The organism is Sphingobium estronivorans, assembly GCF_008692605.1.
GTDB lineage: Bacteria > Pseudomonadota > Alphaproteobacteria > Sphingomonadales > Sphingomonadaceae > Sphingobium > Sphingobium estronivorans.
In genome coordinates this window covers 98,777-116,186 of the sequence record NZ_LFCT01000015.1, presented here as the reverse complement: position 1 = coordinate 116,186, position 17,410 = coordinate 98,777, and the positions used below count along the sequence as shown (strand labels likewise).

Below are 17,410 nucleotides of genomic sequence, written 5' to 3'. Positions count from 1 at the left end.
TGATATTGCCGCACATGTCATCGGTAGAGAAATCTTTCACGAATATCGCCATGATCCTCAGATCGTTTCCCTTTAGGTCGAGCAATAATTCCATATTGATGAAAAAAATGGAAAATTTAACTTCCAAATCATTCGCGATATTTTTGTATATTAAGGATTTATGCCATTATTGATCGTGAAGTAATGACCATAAGTCTCGATAAATTATTGGATTTATTATGTATATCGTAAGATATATACTTTAAAGTAGACCTGATTTAAATCAAGAAATAAGATTTTATTAACCGACAATATTTAAACCCCTTCCCTGGTCTGACGATGCCTTGCGCTCAGAAAGGGAATGGGAATGGTCGGCGGGTCGATGGGGCGATTGCTGCGCGACAGGACGGGCAATGTCCTGATGATGGCGGCTGCATCCATGCCCATATTGGTCGGCGCGGCCGGTCTGGCGACCGATACCGTGCAATGGACCTTGTGGAAGCGGCAGATTCAGCGCCAGGCGGATAGCGCCGCTCTTGCCGGGGCCTATGCGCTGGCGCAGGGTTTCAGTGCATCGGCCAGCGCGACGTCCGACATCAATCGCCTGTCGCTGGTCACCCTGTCGCAGACGCCGACCATCGAAAACGCTCCCACCGCAGGCGCCTATGCCGGCAATAACAGCGCGGTGCGCGTGGTGCTGCAAACCACGCGGGACCTGCCCTTTTCCAAGATGCTGGGGGTGAAGGCGCCGGTCATTTCCGGCGATGCGACGGCGGCGGTCATCAGTCAGGGCGAATATTGCATCGTCTCGCTCGAAAAAACGAGCGCGGTGGGCATCACCCTTCAGGGCAACGCCACGGTCGATCTGGGCTGCGGCATCGCCACCAATTCGCGCTCGTCCAACGCGGTTTCGGCGGGCGGCAGCAGCACGGTGACGGCCAACCCGGTCGCGGCGGTCGGCGGTCTGCAATCCAGTTCCAACTATGTCGCGCCGACCACGCTGCTGCCCTATACCATCCCCCAGCCGGACCCCTATGCCGCGCTGCCGACGCCCAGCGTCTCCGGCTGTTCGGGCAAGGTCAGCGTCAATCCGAACGGCAGCAGCTCGATCGGGCCCGGCTGCTACAAGGGCTTTGACATCAAGGGCACGCTGAACATGGCGCCCGGCACCTATTATGTCGATGGCAGCAGCTTCAGCGCCAATGCGCAGGCGGTCATCAACGGCACCGGCGTCACCATCATCCTGACCAGCAGCAATGCCGCCACCAATCCCAGCCAGATCGCCACGGTGGACATTAACGGCGGCGCGACGATCAACCTGTCGGCGCCGACCAGCGACACCTATTCCGGCGTCCTCTTCTACCAGGACCGGCGCGCGCTGGATTCGGCCACCAACAAGATCAACGGCAATTCCAGTTCCTCCTATCAGGGCGCCATCTATTTCCCGTCGCAGGAGCTGCAATTCAACGGCACGGCGGGCATGACCACCAAATGCATAAAGATGGTCAGCCGTCGCGTCATTTTCACCGGCAACAGCCAGATCGTCAATCAATGCGCCGGGACGGGCACCACGCCGATCACCGGTTCGCTGGTCAAGCTGGTCGGCTGACATGCAGCGTCTTGCCTCGAACCAGTCCGGCACCAGCACCGTCGAACTGGCGATTGTCCTGCCGGCGCTGGCGCTGCTGACCTTCATGGCGGCGGATGTCGCCATGGCCTTCAAGGCGAAGATCGGCTTGCAGCGCGCGGCCGAGCGCACGGCGCAGATGGCGACCGCCGCGGGCATCAATGGCGCGGCCTATGGCACCGATAATCTGAAAGCCGATGCGGCCGCCGCGGCGGGCGTCGCGACCGGCAATGTCAACATCACCAAGACCCTGCTGTGCAACGGCGTCCAGAGCGCGTCCGACCCATGCCCGGACGGTCAGCAGATATCGCGCTATGTCGCGATTGGCATTACGGGGACCTATATGCCGATGTTCGCCAAGCTCGCGCCCGGCACCAGATGGTCGGCCCAGGGGATCGCGCTCAGCGGCTCCGCATCGGTGCGGATGCAATGATCCGCCTGCTTCGCAACCAGCGCGGGGCGGCGGCCCTGGAATTCTGTCTCGCCTTGCCGCCTTTCCTGATGCTGCTGATGGGCGCGCTTCAACTCGGCATCATCGCCTCCGCGCGCACCGGCCTGCAACATGCGGTGGACGAAGGCGCGCGCTATGCCTCCATCTATCCGGCGCCGACCGACGCGCAGGTCATCGCCAGGGTGAAGAGCCGTGAATTCGGCCTGGACCCGGCCTATACCAACGACCCGACGATCGTCCCCGGCACCCAATATGGCGTTGCCTACCGGGAAATCACCATGACCTATTCCCGGCCGCTGGATTTCATCCTGTTCAAGACGGCGCCGCTGTCGGTCAGCTATACCCGCCGGTCTTACTGAGCGCTCAACTGGCCTCACTTACCGGACGGGCTGTCGCACCGCCCTTCTGCCCGGCAGGACGACTATGCAGGGGAAGCCGTTCCGCATTCCCAGCACAGATTGTCCCCCCATCGATGAAACTGCCTCGCTTCTTTTCCTCGACCGCCTGCGACATGGCCATCGATCTTGGGACCGTCAACACGGTCATCTATGTGCGCGATCGCGGCATCGTCCTCGACGAGCCATCCGTCATCGCCATCGAGACGCGCGACGGCATCCGCAAGGTGAAGGTCGTCGGCAATGAAGCCAAGCTGATGATGGGCAAGACCCCCGCCGGCATTCAGGCCATCCGCCCCCTGCGCGACGGCGTGATCGCCGACATCGACGTGGCCGAACAGATGATCAAGCATTTCATGGACAAGGCGCTAAACGGCCACAGCCGCTTCGGCCGCCGCCATGAAGTGGTGATCTGCGTGCCGACCGGCTCCACCATGGTCGAACGCCGCGCCCTGCGCGACGCCGCCTCCAATGCCGGGGCCTACAAGGTCCAGCTGATCGAGGAACCGATGGCCGCCGCCATCGGCGCTTCGTTGCCCGTCACCGAACCGCGCGGCGCGATGGTGGTCGATATTGGCGGCGGCACGACGGAAGTGGCGGTCCTGTCGCTGCGCGGCATCGCCTACAGCAGCTCGGCGCGGGTCGGCGGCGACCGGCTGGACGACGCCATCGCCTCCCACATCCGCCGCACCCATAATCTGATGATCGGCGAAGCCACGTCCGAACGGGTGAAGTGCGAACTGGGCGCCGCCACCCCGCCCGAAGGCGAGGGCCGCCGCATGGTCGTGAAGGGCCGGGATCTGGTCAATGGCCGCCCGGCGGAAATGACGATCGGGGAAGCGGAGATCGTCGACGCCCTGGCCGAACCAGTGGGCCAGATCAAGATGGCGGTGATGACCGCGCTGGAACAGACCGCGCCGGAACTGTCCGCCGACATCATCGACGAAGGGATCACCCTGACCGGCGGCGGCGCGCTGCTCCAGCGGCTCGACGAAGCGCTGTCCGATGCGACCGGCCTGCCGGTCACCGTCGCGGACAAGCCGCTGATGTGCGTGGCGATGGGCGCGGGCAAGGCGCTGGAAGACCGCGCCTATGACGGCGTGCTGACGGTTAACTGAACTCCTTCCCCCGTTCCCGCCCATGCAGGAACGGGGGAAATCGATCCTTATCCCTGCCGGCCGTAAGCGATCACCGTCTCCACCTCGGCCCGGTCGCCCAGCACGACGCCGACGCGCTGGTGCAGTCCGGTGGGCGTCACTTCCATGATCCGGTCGAAGCCGTTGCTGGCCGCGCCGCCGGCCTGCTCGACCAGGAAGGACATGGGGTTCGCCTCATACATCAGCCGCAGCCGCGCCTTGCCGGCTTCGCGATGATCGGCGGGATAGAGGAAGATGCCGCCCCGCTTCAGGATGCGATGCACGTCCGCCACCATCGAAGCGGTCCAGCGCATGTTGTAATCCTTGCCCAGCGGCCCCTCGGTCCCCTGGATGCGTTCCTCGATATAGCGGGCGATGCCCGGCGACCATTGCCGCCGCCGCGCCATGTTGATGGCGAATTCGGCATTGCCCTGCGGCATCTGCATCGGCCCGTCGGTCATCCGCCACGACCCGATCTCGCGGTCCAGCGTGAATTCGTAGACGCCCGTGCCGACCGTCAGCACCAGCAGCGTCTGCGGCCCGTAGATCGCATAGCCCGCCGCGACCTGCTGCGTGCCGGGCTGGAGGAAGTCCTGCTCCGTCACTTCGCGGCCTGAACATTCCTCCGGCGCCTTCAGCACGGAAAAGATGGTGCCGACGCTCAGGTCGACGTCGATATTGCTGGACCCGTCGATCGGATCGAACATCATCAGATATTCGCCCTTGGGATAGCGGTTGGGGATGCGATGGATCGTCTCCATCTCCTCCGACGCCATGGCGGCGAGATGCCCGCCCCATTCATTGGCGTCCAGCAGCAGTTCATTGGCGATCACGTCCAGCTTCTTCTGAACCTCGCCCTGAACATTCTCGCTGCCCAGGCTGCCGAGCACTTCGCCCAGCGCGCCCTTGGACACGCTGTGGCAGATCGTCTTGCAGGCGCGGGCGACGGTTTCGATCAGCAGGCGCAGCTCGGACGGGATGGCATTGGCCTCGCGCTGCTGCTCGATCAGGAAACGGGTCAGGGTGACGGACTGCATAGGCGCTATACTCGCTCAAGAGGGAATGGCGGGCGGACGCACGCCATGCAAGGAATTGGCGAACGCCGTAGCCGCCGGAACGGCAACAGAAAAGCGCCAATTCGCGACGCGGACGGGACGGAGGATGACCCGTTCACGCATCGAGGCTGGCCGCGACCTCCGCGCCATGCGCAAACCGCGTCGCTTCCTGCACCTGTTCGCGTGAAGGACGGATGCCGGTATAGAGCGCGAACTGCTCGACCGCCTGGAGCACAATCACTTCGCCGCCGGAAATGACGGCCTTGCCCGCCGCCCGCGCGGCCCGGACAAAGGGCGTCTCGACGGGCAAGGCCACCACGTCGAAGGCGGTGTCGCAGGCCGCGATCAACTCTGGCGGAAAGGCCAGCGCCTCGCTATCCGCCCCCTCCATGCCCAGCGGCGTCGCATTGATGAGCAGGGGCGCAGCGGTTTCGGGCACATCCGTCCGCCACGCATAGCCATATGGCTCCGCCAGCGCCCGGCCCGCCGCTTCATGGCGCGCGACGATGACGCCATCGCCGAACCCCGCATCGCGCAGCGCCGCCGCCACGGCCTTCGCCATGCCGCCGCTCCCGCGCAGCAGGAAGGGCAGGGGCTTGGGCATCCGCCGCTTCAGCAGATCGCGCACCGCCGCATAGTCGGTGTTATAGCCGGTCAGCACGCCGTCATCGTTGACGATGGTGTTCACGCTCTCGATCGCCCGCGCCGATTCCGCCAGCCCGTCGATCAGCGGGATCACCGCCTCCTTGAACGGCATGGAAATGGCGCAGCCCCTGATCCCCAACGCCCGGATGCCGCCAATGGCCGCAGGCAGGTCCGTGGTGCTGAAACTCTTGTAGACATAATCCAGCCCCAGCAGGTCATAGAGCCGGTTGTGCAGCCGCGACCCCGCATTGCCGGGGCGCGCGGACAGGGACATGCACAATTGCGTATCGCGGCCGATCGGGGGCTTCATGCCTGTTTCCTGTTCGTGCGGACGGGCGCGGCGCTGGAGCCGCGCGCGATGAGTTTTCCGGCCAGCACGACCTTGCGCGCCGCCGCCTGAGGATGGTCGATCCGGTCGACCAGCATCGCCATCGCCGTGCGACCGATCTCCTCCACCGGCTGCGCGATCACGGTGATGCCGCCGCCCACCAGTTCCATCCAGTCATCATTGTCGAAGCCCGCCAGCGCCACATCCTGCGGCACCGACCGCCCCGCCGCATGCACGGCCCGCATCACCGCCATCAGCATGACGCCGTTGCTGGCGATCAGCGCGCTGGGCGGATCGGCGCGGTTCAGCAGGTCCGTCACCCGCCGCTCGGCCTCGCCCGGCCCATGGACGACGGACAGCGCTTCGGCCTCCAGGCCCAGGGCCGCCGCTGACTGCTCGAAGCCTGCGCGCCGCTCGATGCCGGTGGAACTGGCCGCGCCGAACAGCCCCGCGATCCGCCGGTGGCCCTGTTCGTGCAGATGCTCGACCAGCATCGCCGCCATGGCGCCATTGTCCAGAACCACCCGATCATGCGTCCACCCCGATCCGGCGCGGTCGATCAGCACGACAGGGAAATCCAGCTTCATCTTCGCCCGGTCGCCTCCTTGCCGGGTCGGGGCCAGGATCACCCCCGTGACCCGTTCCTCCTGCATCAGTTGCAGATACATGGCCTCCTTGGCGGGGTCCTCATCGGTGTTGCACAGGATCACCCGCTGGCCGCGCGCATAAGCGATGTCCTCCACCGTCCGCGACACGGCGGTGAAGAAGGGGTTGCGAATATCGGCCACGATCAGGGCGATGGTGTTGCTGTGCTTCGAACGCAGCCGCCGCGCCGCCAGATTGGGCCGGTAGCCGGTCGATTGGACCGCCGCCAGCACCCGTTCCTTCATCGCCGGATCGACCGACCGGCCCGACAGCACCCGCGACACGGTGGCGGGCGACACTTCGGCGACTCGGGCGACATCCTTGATTCCGACGCTCACAGGGAAATCCTTTTCCTCATCCTATCGTTGGGATGGTCGAAATATGGCCGATTCTTGGGCGGTTTTGCAAGCCGCTTGACAGAATAATCAGAAAACGTTTTCTTAAGAAGTGAGAGGAAGTCATGAAAGGCGTGCATCACATGATCGCTGAACCCCTGGGCGCAGGCACTGGCGCCGGGACCGAGGAGCTGATCCGCATCGGCGCGCAGGCGTCGGGCAAGGAAGACGCCATCCGGCAAGCGGGCCAGCTCCTGGTCGCCGCAGGCTGCGTAGCGCCCGGCTATGAGCAGAGCATGGTCCGGCGCGAGGCGGTGGCGAACACCTATCTCGGCTCCGGCGTCGCCATCCCGCATGGGCTGGGCGAGGACAAGGGGTTGGTGCGTCGCGACGGCATCGTCGTCCTGCAACTGCGCGAGGGGGTTGAATGGAACCCCGGCCAGCGCGCCCATCTGGTGGTCGGCATCGCCGCCAGTTCCGACAGCCATATCGCGATCCTGCGCCGCCTGACCCGCCTCATTCAGGATGAGGCGCGGCTCCAGACCCTGCTCGCGACCGACGATCCGGCGGTCATCGCCGCTGCCCTCGATCAAGACACCGTCCCTTCCGAAGCCCGGCCGCCAGCCAGCGATCTGGCCGAAAGCGTCGAATGGACGGTGGACTATCCGGCGGGTCTGCACGCCCGCCCGGCCTCGACCTGGTCGGAAGCGGCCAAGGCCGGGGCCACCCCCATCCGCATCCGCCATGGCGATGACATGGCCGACCCGCGCAGCCTCGTGTCGCTCCTCCAACTCGGCCTGAAGGCAGGCGACCGCATCCGCATTTCGGCGGACGCCCGCCCGGCGCTGAACCAGTTCATGCGGACCGTTACCGGCCTCACCGCCCGCGAAAAGGCCGATGCCGCCCGCGCCGCCGAAAAGGCGAAGGCGCCGGTGCGCGGCTGGAAGCCGGTTGGCAACCCCGCCATGATCGCGGGCGCCGCCGCCAGCCCCGGCCTTGCCATCGGCCCGGTTCATGTGCTGGCCGCTGCCGAACTGGATGTGCCCGACCAGCCGGTCGACCTCGTCACCGGCGGCGCGCTGCTGAACGATGCGCTGGTCCGCACCCGAGCGCAGATGAAGGCGCTGATCGACGACACCACCCGCCGTCTGGGCGCCGCCGATGCCGCGATTTTCGCGGCGCAGGCGGGGCTGCTGGACGATACCGACCTGATCACACTCACCTGCCAGTTGATGGTGGAGGGCCATGGCGTCGCCTGGTCCTGGCACCGCGCCATCGACCGCATGGCAGGGCAGCTTTCCGCGCTGGGCAATCCAGTGCTGGCTGCACGCGCCGCCGATTTGCACGATGTCGGCCGGCGCGTGTTAGCCCATATCGACCCGGGGCTGGGCGTCGGCACCCTGTCCGAACTGCCCGACCAGCCCTGCGTCATCGTGGCGGCGGACCTGTCGCCTTCGGACACCGCCACGCTGGACACCAGCCGGGTGGCGGGCATCGCGACCGCGCTGGGCGGCCCGACCTCGCACAGCGCGATCCTGGCCCGCACATTGGGCCTGCCCTCGGTCGTCGCGGGCGGCGCGGACCTGTTGACGCAGGCCGCCGGGACCACCGCCATCGTCGATGGCGACAGCGGCCGCATCTGGCTCAACCCCTCCGAAGCGGACATCGCCTCGGCCCGCGACTGGATCGCGGAGATCGCGGTCAAGCGCGCCGCCGAGGAGGCCGAACGCGCCAGCCCGGCGCGCACCGGCGACGGCCATGAACTGGCCATCGGCGCCAATGTGAACCGGCCCGATCAGGTGCCCTTCGCCTTGTCGCAGGGTGGGGAAGGGGTGGGGCTGATGCGCACCGAATTCCTGTTCCTTGAACGCGGCGACAGCCCCGGCGAGGATGAGCAGTTCGCCATTTATCGCGGCATGATCGATGCGCTGGAAGGGCGCCCGCTGATCGTCCGCGCGCTCGACATCGGCGGGGACAAGCAGGTGCCGCATCTCGATCTGCCCAGGGAGGAGAACCCCTTTCTCGGCGTGCGCGGCGCAAGGCTGCTGCTGCGCCGTCCCGATCTGCTGGAACCGCAATTGCGGGCCCTCTACCGGGCGGCAAAGGGCGGCGGCGACCTGTCGATCATGTTTCCGATGATCACCTCGGCCTCCGAACTCATCACCCTGCGCGAACGCTGCGAGGCGATCCGCGCCGACCTCGACGCGCCGCACGTCCCCATCGGCATCATGATCGAGGTCCCCGCCGCCGCCGTGCAAGCCGATGCGCTGGCTGAACATGCCGATTTCTTCTCCATCGGCACCAACGACCTCACCCAATATGCGCTCGCCATCGACCGGCAGAACCCGGATCTGGCGAGCGAGGCCGACAGCCTGCATCCCGCCGTGCTGCGCCTGATCGCCATGACTGTTGAGGGCGCGCGCAGGCATGACCGCTGGGTCGGCGTCTGCGGCGGCATAGCGGGCGATCCCTTCGGCGCGGCGCTGCTGACCGGCCTCGGCGTCAGTGAACTGTCCATGACCCCCCGCGATATTCCCGCCGTCAAGGCCCGCATCCGCGCCAGCACGCTCAGCGACCTCCGCGCGCTCGCCGCCCGCGCCCTTGATGCCACCAGCGCCGCGCAGGTCCGCGCGCTGGACGGGGAGGGTGTGTGATGGCCGTCCTGACCCTCACCCTCCATCCCGCCGTCGACCAGACGGTCACGCTGGACCGCCTCCTTCCCGGCGCCGTCCACCGTGCCCGCGCCGTGCGGCAGGATGCCGGCGGCAAGGGCATCAATGTCGCCAGCTGCCTTGCCGACTGGGGTGTGCCGGTGACGGCCATGGGCCTGCTGGGCGCGGAAAATGCCGCCCCCTTCGACGCGCTGTTCGCCGCCAAGCCGATCACTGACCGTTGCCAGCGCCATCCCGGCAGCACCCGCGTCAACCTGAAGCTGGTGGACCCCAGCGGCACCACCGACATCAACATGGACGGCGCCCCCGCAACCCCGGCGAGCCTGGAAACGCTCACGGCAGCGCTGGAAGCCGCGGCGACCCGTGGCGACCTCGTCATCCTGTCCGGCAGCCTGCCCCCCGGCTGCCCGCCCGACATTTACGCCCGCCTGACCGCGGCACTGAAGGCCAGGGGCGCCCGCGTCCTGCTCGACAGCAGCGGCGAACCGCTCCGCCATGCGCTGGCGGCGGATATTCTGCCCGACATCCTCAAGCCCAATGCCGATGAACTGGCCGAATGGCACGGCGGCCCCGACGATCCGCAGCGCATCGCCACCGGCTTGATCGAACGCGGCGTCGCCCTCATCGCCGTTTCCATGGGCGACCGGGGCGCATTGTTCCTCACCCGTCAGGAAGCGCTGCACGCGCGCTTGCCGGCGGAGCGCGTCGAAAGCACGGTTGGCGCGGGGGATGCCATGGTCGCGGGCCTCGCCGCCGCCCTCGACGAAGGCGCGGGACTGGAGCGGATCGCTCGCCTGTGCACCGCCTTCGCCGTCGGCAAATTGGGCCGCGCAGGCCCCCATCTGCCGGACAAAAGCATAATCGAGGCCCTCGCCGCGCAAGTCGAGACGAAAGCCTTCGGAGGAGAGAAGCAATGAGCAGGATTTTCGCGGTCGTGGAGGCTGGCGAATCCGGCGTCACCGGCGTCCTTGCCGGGGAAGCGCTGCGCAAGGCCGCCCAGGCCGAGGGCCGCGCCATCGAGATCGAGCTGCGCACGGCGCAGGGGGTCATCAACCCGCTGCCGGACAATGCCGATGGCGACCTCCTGCTCATCGCGCCGGAGGGCGCGGACAGCCCCGCCGAAACCCGCCCCCACCGCCGCCTGACGCCGCAGGCCGTACTGGCCGACCCCGCCGCCGCGCTGGCCGGGGGCGGCGCAAGGGACAGCGCGACCCCGCTCGCCCCGTCCCTGACAGGCCCCCGCATCGTCGCCGTCACCTCTTGCCCGACCGGCATCGCCCACACCTTCATGGCCGCCGAAGGGCTGACCGAAGGCGCGCGCCAACTGGGCTATCCCATTCGCATCGAAACCCAGGGCTCGGTCGGCGCGGGCAACCCCCTGACACCGGAAGAAATCGCCGCAGCCGACATCGTGCTGATCGCCGCCGACCGCGAAGTCGACCGCAGCCGTTTCGCGGACAAGCGCGTCTTCGCCTCCAGCACCAAGCCCGCCATCACCGGCGGCGCGAAGCTGATCGAACGCGCGCTTGGCGAGGCGAAGCTCCAGAGCGTTCCCACCGAGCCGACCGTGCCCATGACCAAGGAACGCGCCGGTCCCTACAAGCATCTCATGACCGGCGTATCGTTCATGCTGCCCTTCGTGGTGGCGGGTGGCCTGCTGATAGCGCTGGCCTTCGCGCTGGGCGGCATCCACGCCAATGATGACGCCGCCGCCGGAACGCTGGCCCACAGCCTGTTCCAGATCGGCGCCAAGGGCGGCTTCGCCCTGATCGTGCCTGCGCTGGCGGGCTATATCGCCTTCTCCATCGCGGATCGCCCCGGCATAGCCCCCGGCATGATCGGCGGGATGCTGGCCGCCAATCTCGGCGCGGGCTTCCTCGGCGGCATCGCGGCGGGCTTCATCGCCGGCTATGGCGTCGATGCCCTCAACCGCCTGATCCAGCTTCCCAAGACTCTTCAGGGCCTGAAGCCCGTGCTGATCCTGCCGCTGCTCGGCAGCCTGCTCACCGGCCTCTTGATGATCTACGCGGTCGGCACGCCGGTCGCCATGGCGCTGGCCTTCCTGACGGACTGGCTGCGCGCCATGCAGGGATCGAGCGCGCTGCTGCTGGGGTTGATCCTCGGCGCGATGATGGCCTTCGACATGGGCGGCCCGGTCAACAAGGCGAGCTATGCCTTCTCCGTCGGCCTGATCTCCGCCCAGGTCTACACCCCCATGGCCGCCACCATGGCCGCGGGCATGACCCCGCCGCTGGCGGTCGCGCTCGCCACCCGCCTGTTCCGCAACCGCTTCACGCTGGAGGAGCGCGAAGCCAGCGGCGCCGCCGCCGTCCTGGGCCTCGCCTTCGTGACGGAGGGCGCCATCCCCTTCGCCGCCCGCGATCCGCTGCGCGTCATCCCGGCGCTGATGGCAGGCTCCGCCATTGCGGGCGCCATCTCCATGGGCGCGGGCGTCGAACTCAAGGTGCCCCATGGCGGCCTGTTCGTCCTGCCCATCCCCGGCGCCGTCACCCATGTCGCCGCCTATGCGGGCGCCATCGTCGCCGGAACGCTGGTCAGCGCCATCCTCGTCGGCCTGCTCAAGCGCCCCGCCGCATAAAAGGATTACCCATGCGCAAGACCCTGTTCGGCGCCGCCTGCTGCGCGGCCGCCACCGCCCTCGCCATGCCCGCCGCCCACGCGCAGGAGGTCGATCCCGTCACCTTCTCGCTCAGCTACACCGGCGAAGCGGCCGCCAACCTGTCCGGCGGCCTGCGCCGGGATGCCGCCTATGCCGGGCAGGTCTATGTCGGCGCCGATGTCGATCTCGACCAGATCGCCGGGATCGGCGGCGCGACGATCCACGCCGCCATCACCAACCGCCATGGCGAAAATCTTTCCGCCCTCGCCATCGGCAACAACACCTCCGTGCAGGAAATCTGGGGCACGCAGAACACCCATCTCGCCATTCTCACCTGGCAGCAGACATTCTTCGATGGCGCGCTGGACGTGGAGGCAGGCCGCAGCCAGGCGAACATTCATTTCCTCAACTCGCCGCTCTACTGCAATTTTCAGAGCAACAGCGGCTGCGGCAACCCGACCTTCGTGTTCAAGAACAGCAATTTCACCTATTTCCCCGCCTCAAGCTGGATGATCCACGCCAAGGCCTATTTCACCCCCGAAATCATGCTCCACGTCGGCGCCTATGAGGTGAACCCCGACCGCAAACGGGCCAGCGACCATGGCTTTACCTTCAGCACGAAGAATGCCACCGGCGTCATCGTCCCCTGGGAACTGAGCCACAGCACGGACGCCCATCATTATATTATCGGCGGCTGGTTCGACCGGGGCGACTATGCCGATCCGCTGCGCGACGATCAGGGCGGCGTCGCCATCCTGACCGGCCGCCCGAGCGCGACCCGCCATGGCCGCTCGGGTGTCTATGTGCGCTTCGACCAGAAGCTGACGGGTCCGGATTCGGACAAGGGCCTCAGCCTCTTCGGCGTCGCCATGACCAACCTGTCGGGCCGGGTCGAGGAAAGCCATTTCCTCGAACTGGGTCTTGTCCAGACCGGCACCTTCGCCGGGCGCGACAAGGACACGATGGGCTTCCTCATCAACGACCAGCGGTTCAGCGATCTCGCCATGGAACGGATGCGCGCGGTCGGCGGCCAGCCCCGCCGCCATCAATATATGATGGAACTGGCCTATGGCGCGCAGATGGGTCCCGCCATCCGGCTGTCGCCCAATGTCCAATATATACTGCACCCCGACCAGACCGGCGCGCCCTTCCGCAGCAAGCCGACGAAGGATGCCTTCATCCTTGGCTTCAAATTCACCGTCGATGCGATGGCGTTGCTGCGCAATATCAAGGCTCGATGAGCGGCTCATCGAGCCTTGATATAAGCCCGCGCGGCGCCTGAGCGTTTCCAAGGTGCTGATGCGTCAGCATCATGGCGCCTTGCTAAAAGGCGGCGTAATCACTTCGCCCTGGCGGCGGTGACGATGATCTCCACCTTATAGTCCGGGGTGGCCAGCTTCGCTTCGCCGGTCGCGCGGGCAGGGGCCTCGGCCTCCGCGATCCACGCGTCCCAGACCGCGTTCATTTCGGCAAAGTCATTCATGTCCGCCAGCCAGATCTGCGCCATCAGCATATGGTTCCTGCTGCTGCCGGTGCGCTCCAGCAGGGCGTCGATCTCGGCCAGCACGGCCTTGGTCTGCGCGGTCACGCTCTCGCCCGGCGCGCCGATCTGGCCCGCCAGATAGATGGTGTCGCCATGGATCACGGCCTCGCTCATGCGCGGCCCACGGTCGATACGGGTGATGGTCATGCAAAGTCTCCCTTCAGTCAAGAATAGCGGCTGATCGCCAGATCGGCGGTCTCGATCTCCGGCTTCCGCCCGCCGATGATGTCAGCGATCACCTGCCCCGATCCGCAGGCCATGGTCCACCCCAATGTACCATGGCCCGTGTTGAGATAGAGGTTCGAAATCCCGGTCGGCCCGATCACCGGCGTGCTGTCCGGCGTCATCGGCCGCAGTCCCGACCAGAAGCTGGCCTGGCCCAGATCGCCCGCGCCCGGAAACAGCGACCCCATCGAATATTCCAGCGTATCGCGCCGCGCCTTGGGCAGCCCCCTGGAATAGCCCGACAACTCCGCCATCCCGCCGACCCTGATCCGGTCGCCCAGCCGCGTGATCGCCACCTTGTAGCTTTCGTCGAGCAGCGTCGACACCGGCGCCCGCCCTTCTTCCACAATCGGAACGGTGATCGAATAGCCCTTCACCGGATAGACCGGCAGCCTGATCTCCAGCGGCGCCAGCAGCAGCGGTGAATAACTCCCCATCGCCACCAGAAAAGCGTCGGCAAAGACATGGCCCTTGTCGGTTTCGACATGGCTGACGTGGCCGTCCTGCACCGCGATCCGCCCGATGGTCCGCCCATTGAGGAAGGTCACGCCCTTCGCCCTGGCCATCTCCGCCAGCGCATTGGTGAACTTGAAACAATCCCCGGTCTCGTCATTGGGCAGGCGCAGCCCCCCGGCGAGCGGAACATCGCTGCCCGCCAGCCCCGGTTCGGCGGCGATGCAGCCCGCCGCGTCCAGCACTTCGAAGGGCACGCCATCGGCCTTCAGCACCGCAATATCCTTGGCGATGCCGTCCAACTGCTTCTGTTCGCGGAAAAGCTGCAACGTGCCCTGCGACCGCTCATCATAGGCGATGCCCGTTTCCCGCCGCAGGTCGATCAACCGGTCGCGGCTATATTCCGCCAGCCTGACCATCCGGCTCTTGTTGATGGCATAGGATCGCGCATTGCAGTTGCCCAGCATCGCCACCATCCAGCGCAGCATGGCCAGGTCCATCTGCGGCCGCAGGATCAGCGGAGCGTGGCGCATGAACAGCCAGCGCAGCGCCTTCATCGGTATCCCCGGCGCCGCCCAGGGGGAGGCATAGCCCGGCGAAATCTCCCCCGCATTGGCGAAGCTGGTTTCCAGCGCCGGGCCGTCCTGCCGGTCTATGACCGTCACCTCATGCCCGGCCTGCGCGAGATACCAGGCGGAGGTGGCGCCGATCACGCCGCTGCCGAGAATAACGACCTTCATGCCACGATGCTCCGCTGGTGGGGGACAGTCGTTTCCCGGATGTCCCGGCCATAGCGCTGCCCGAGCCGGGTCAGGATTTCATAGGAAATGGTGCCGGCGTCGGCGGCGACCTGATCGATCGTCTGGTGCGGCCCGATCAACTCCACCGGCGCGCCGGGATACAGCAGGACATCCGGCACATCGGTCACGTCCAGCGTGATGCTGTCCATCGACACCCGCCCGACGATGGGCACGCGACGGCTCCCGATAAAGGCCGACCCGACATTGCCCAGATGGCGCGGCCAGCCATCGGCATAGCCCAGCGGGATGGTCGCGATCCGCGTCGGCCGCTCGCAATGATGGCTGAGGCCATAGCCGACGCCCGCGCCCGCCGGAATGGTGCGCAACTGGACGATGCGCGTCTCCAGCGCCACCACGGGGCGCATGGGATTGGGCGTCCCCTGTGGCGCGCCGCCATAGAGCGCGATCCCCGCGCGCACGAGGTCGAAATGCCCACGCTTCAGGAAGGCGCCGCCGCTATTGTCGAGCGCGCGGGGCACGTCGGGGAAATGCCGGGCGAGCGCTTCGAAATTGTCGCGCTGCACCGCATTAAAGGCCGCATCGGGATCGTCCGCGCAAGCCAGATGGCTCATGATGAGGCTGAGGTCGATGCCCTCCAGCCGCTCAGGCTCGGCCAGCAGGATCGCGACCTCCTCCGGCGGCAGGCCCAGCCGCGCCATGCCGCTGTCCACCTGAAGCGCGGCGGGCAGGCGCCGCCCCAATGCCCGCGCCTGCTGCGCCCAGCGCGCCATCTGGTCGAGCGAGTTCAGCACCGGGATCGCGCCGATGGCCGCGCATTCCCCTTCCGTGCCCGGTTGCAGCCCGTTGAGGATGAACAGCGCCACCCCTTCCCGCAAGGCCGGTTTCAGCGCCACGGCCTCGCCCAGCAGGGCGACGAAGAAATGGCGGCATCCCGCGTCCATCAGCGTCGCGGCGACAGGTTCGGCGCCCAGACCATAGCCGTCGGCCTTCACCACCCCGGCCACCGTCGCGGGCGCGACCTGACGCTGGATGATCCGGTAATTGTCGGCCAGCGCGTCCAGATCGATGCGCAACACGGCTCCGGCGGTATCAATGGACGGCATGATGCTTCCTCTCCCGGCCATGCTACCGGGCCATCGTGCGAATAGGCTCCCATATATTCGAAGGATCGCCTATGAATGGCGAATTATCGGACGATCCTTCACAGGAAATGCAATTAATGACAGAATCGCTCGACGCCGTGGACCGCTCGATCATCCGCCTGCTGCGCCTCAACGCCCGCCGCCCCAATTCGGAGATCGCGGCCGAGGTCGGCCTGTCCCCCTCCGCCTGCCACCGCCGCATCCGGATGCTGGAGGATGCGGGTGTCATTCGCGGCTATACCATCGTCACCGCGCCCATCGAACAGGAGGGCCGCGCCGTCGACGTGCTGGTGCAGGTGACGCTGGATCGCCAGACCGAGGATTATCTCGCCCGCTTCGAACATGCGGTGCGGCAATGCCCGGAAATCCGCGAATGCTTCCTGATGACAGGCGGGGTGGATTACTGGCTGCGCGTCCAGACCGACAGCGTCTCCGCCTATGAAGCGATCCACAGCGAAATCCTGTCGCGCATGCCCGGCGTGACCCGCATCAACAGCAGCATCGCCATGCGCGACGCCCTGCGCCCGCGCAAAGCCGCGCGGCGCTAGAGCGGTTTTCGATCTGACTGAGTCAGATGGGACGCTCTATTCTTTTGTTTTACCGCAATTTCTTAACCGTCAGATGATGCCATCTGACTGGAAATCGCTCTAAAACCGCTTGGCAATCGCGCCCGCGGCCCAGCCCATGCCGACCGCGAGCATCATCGCGACCAGCCCATAGAAAAATGGCCATTGTTCCGCCGCGACCGCCATGAAGCGTTCGAACCCCGACTTGCGAATGGTGATGTCGCGCACCGCCGCCGCCACCACGCGGCCATCCTGCACCAGAAAGGTTTCCGCCGTATAATCGCCCACGATCACCCGCGCCGACAGGGGCAGCCGCGCCCGGTAGAGCACGCCGTCGGTGATCTCCACCGTCCCCTGCTGCTCGACATAGAGGCCCGAGCGCTGGCGCAGGTCGATCAGCCCCTTCTGGAACCGGTCCAGTTCGGCGCTGTCGTTGAGCGAGGAGGGGGAAAGCTGAAGCTTGTCCACGCCCATTTCATAGATTGCCGCGGTCCGCTCATCGACCACCTTGCCGATCGGCCGGGAGGAGGCGATGGCATAGAAGCTCGGCGCCGAGCGGAAGCGGGCGCTGTCGGCATTGACCCAGATGCCCGCGACCTTCTGCTTCTCGCGCATGGTGATCGACTGGTCGGGGCCTTTCAGCACCACCATGATGTCGGCGGGCTTTTTGGGCCGTCGCCCGTCGGGATAGACGATGGCGCCGAACAGCAGCAGGTCGGCGCCGGTGAAGCTGTACTGAATCTCGACCTCGCGCTGGGACACGTCGGGCACCAGCATCGGCTCGTCCGCGCCGAGGAGCATCGGCGTCAGCAGCAACAATGCAGGCAGCAGG

The 17,410-nt window shown here is 66.4% G+C and carries 16 protein-coding genes; 9 read left to right on the top strand and 7 right to left on the bottom strand.

Annotated elements, in window-relative coordinates:
• Nucleotides 1-346 precede the first annotated feature (346 nt).
• From F7P65_RS11910 to F7P65_RS11895, 4 genes are all read left to right on the top strand, one after another.
• Nucleotides 347-1,588 (top strand): pilus assembly protein TadG-related protein, encoded by a 1,242-nt coding sequence (locus F7P65_RS11910; RefSeq protein ID WP_150291955.1) that lies wholly within the window; start codon nt 347-349, stop codon nt 1,586-1,588.
• 1 nt (nt 1,589) lies between these two features.
• The gene (locus tag F7P65_RS11905; protein WP_150291954.1) at nt 1,590-2,039 is read left to right on the top strand and encodes a TadE/TadG family type IV pilus assembly protein; all 450 of its coding nucleotides are present in this window, start codon (nt 1,590-1,592) and stop codon (nt 2,037-2,039) included.
• On the top strand, nt 2,036-2,416 hold the full coding sequence (locus F7P65_RS11900) for a TadE/TadG family type IV pilus assembly protein (protein WP_150291953.1): 381 nt from the start codon (nt 2,036-2,038) through the stop codon (nt 2,414-2,416). The genes F7P65_RS11905 and F7P65_RS11900 overlap by 4 nt, the downstream gene beginning before the upstream one ends.
• A gap of 113 nt (nt 2,417-2,529) precedes the next feature.
• Complete coding sequence (locus F7P65_RS11895; protein ID WP_150291952.1) at nt 2,530-3,570, top strand: rod shape-determining protein; 1,041 nt, start codon at nt 2,530-2,532, stop codon at nt 3,568-3,570.
• 47 nt (nt 3,571-3,617) lie between these two features.
• On the opposite strand, the gene F7P65_RS11890 is transcribed toward F7P65_RS11895, so the two are convergent.
• The 3 genes from F7P65_RS11890 to F7P65_RS11880 all read right to left on the bottom strand — a co-directional run bounded on the left by F7P65_RS11890 (nt 3,618) and on the right by F7P65_RS11880 (nt 6,599).
• A complete protein-coding gene (locus tag F7P65_RS11890; protein WP_150291951.1) occupies nt 3,618-4,625 on the bottom strand; it encodes a class 1 fructose-bisphosphatase in 1,008 nt (335 codons plus the stop codon).
• A 133-nt stretch (nt 4,626-4,758) separates the two neighbouring features.
• Nucleotides 4,759-5,598 carry a shikimate 5-dehydrogenase gene (locus F7P65_RS11885; RefSeq protein WP_150291950.1) on the bottom strand — a complete coding sequence of 280 codons (840 nt, stop codon included), beginning with the start codon at nt 5,596-5,598 and terminating at the stop codon, nt 4,759-4,761.
• Complete coding sequence (locus F7P65_RS11880; RefSeq protein ID WP_150291949.1) at nt 5,595-6,599, bottom strand: LacI family DNA-binding transcriptional regulator; 1,005 nt, start codon at nt 6,597-6,599, stop codon at nt 5,595-5,597. The genes F7P65_RS11885 and F7P65_RS11880 overlap by 4 nt, the downstream gene beginning before the upstream one ends.
• 140 nt (nt 6,600-6,739) lie before the next feature.
• Between F7P65_RS11880 and ptsP the strand changes: the two genes are divergently transcribed.
• Genes ptsP through F7P65_RS11860 form a run of 4 tightly spaced genes read left to right on the top strand, consistent with a single transcriptional unit; the run spans nt 6,740 to nt 13,129 of the window.
• A complete protein-coding gene (gene ptsP / locus F7P65_RS11875; protein WP_150291948.1) occupies nt 6,740-9,250 on the top strand; it encodes a phosphoenolpyruvate--protein phosphotransferase in 2,511 nt (836 codons plus the stop codon).
• Nucleotides 9,250-10,185 carry a 1-phosphofructokinase family hexose kinase gene (locus F7P65_RS11870; protein ID WP_150291947.1) on the top strand — a complete coding sequence of 312 codons (936 nt, stop codon included), beginning with the start codon at nt 9,250-9,252 and terminating at the stop codon, nt 10,183-10,185. The genes ptsP and F7P65_RS11870 overlap by 1 nt, the downstream gene beginning before the upstream one ends.
• Nucleotides 10,182-11,867: a fructose-specific PTS transporter subunit EIIC gene (locus F7P65_RS11865; RefSeq protein ID WP_150291946.1), complete on the top strand. Its 1,686-nt coding sequence runs from the start codon at nt 10,182-10,184 to the stop codon at nt 11,865-11,867. The genes F7P65_RS11870 and F7P65_RS11865 overlap by 4 nt, the downstream gene beginning before the upstream one ends.
• Nucleotides 11,868-11,878: 11 nt before the next feature.
• Nucleotides 11,879-13,129 carry a carbohydrate porin gene (locus F7P65_RS11860; RefSeq protein WP_150291945.1) on the top strand — a complete coding sequence of 417 codons (1,251 nt, stop codon included), beginning with the start codon at nt 11,879-11,881 and terminating at the stop codon, nt 13,127-13,129.
• 98 nt (nt 13,130-13,227) lie between these two features.
• Here F7P65_RS11860 and F7P65_RS11855 read toward each other — a convergent pair whose 3' ends face one another.
• Genes F7P65_RS11855 through alr form a run of 3 tightly spaced genes read right to left on the bottom strand, consistent with a single transcriptional unit; the run spans nt 13,228 to nt 15,973 of the window.
• Nucleotides 13,228-13,578, bottom strand: coding sequence for a RidA family protein (locus F7P65_RS11855; RefSeq protein ID WP_150291944.1), 351 nt, complete (start codon nt 13,576-13,578; stop codon nt 13,228-13,230).
• 17 nt (nt 13,579-13,595) lie between these two features.
• A complete protein-coding gene (locus F7P65_RS11850) occupies nt 13,596-14,849 on the bottom strand; it encodes a D-amino acid dehydrogenase (protein WP_150291943.1) in 1,254 nt (417 codons plus the stop codon).
• The gene (gene alr, locus F7P65_RS11845; protein ID WP_150291942.1) at nt 14,846-15,973 is read right to left on the bottom strand and encodes an alanine racemase; all 1,128 of its coding nucleotides are present in this window, start codon (nt 15,971-15,973) and stop codon (nt 14,846-14,848) included. The genes F7P65_RS11850 and alr overlap by 4 nt, the downstream gene beginning before the upstream one ends.
• A gap of 116 nt (nt 15,974-16,089) precedes the next feature.
• On the opposite strand from alr, the gene F7P65_RS11840 reads away from it, so the two are divergent.
• Nucleotides 16,090-16,560: an Lrp/AsnC family transcriptional regulator gene (locus tag F7P65_RS11840; protein ID WP_150291941.1), complete on the top strand. Its 471-nt coding sequence runs from the start codon at nt 16,090-16,092 to the stop codon at nt 16,558-16,560.
• Nucleotides 16,561-16,659: 99 nt separating this feature from the next.
• Here the strand turns inward: F7P65_RS11840 and F7P65_RS11835 are convergent, their stop codons facing one another.
• On the bottom strand, nt 16,660-17,379 hold the full coding sequence (locus F7P65_RS11835; RefSeq protein ID WP_420853317.1) for a TIGR02186 family protein: 720 nt from the start codon (nt 17,377-17,379) through the stop codon (nt 16,660-16,662).
• Nucleotides 17,380-17,410 lie beyond the last annotated feature (31 nt).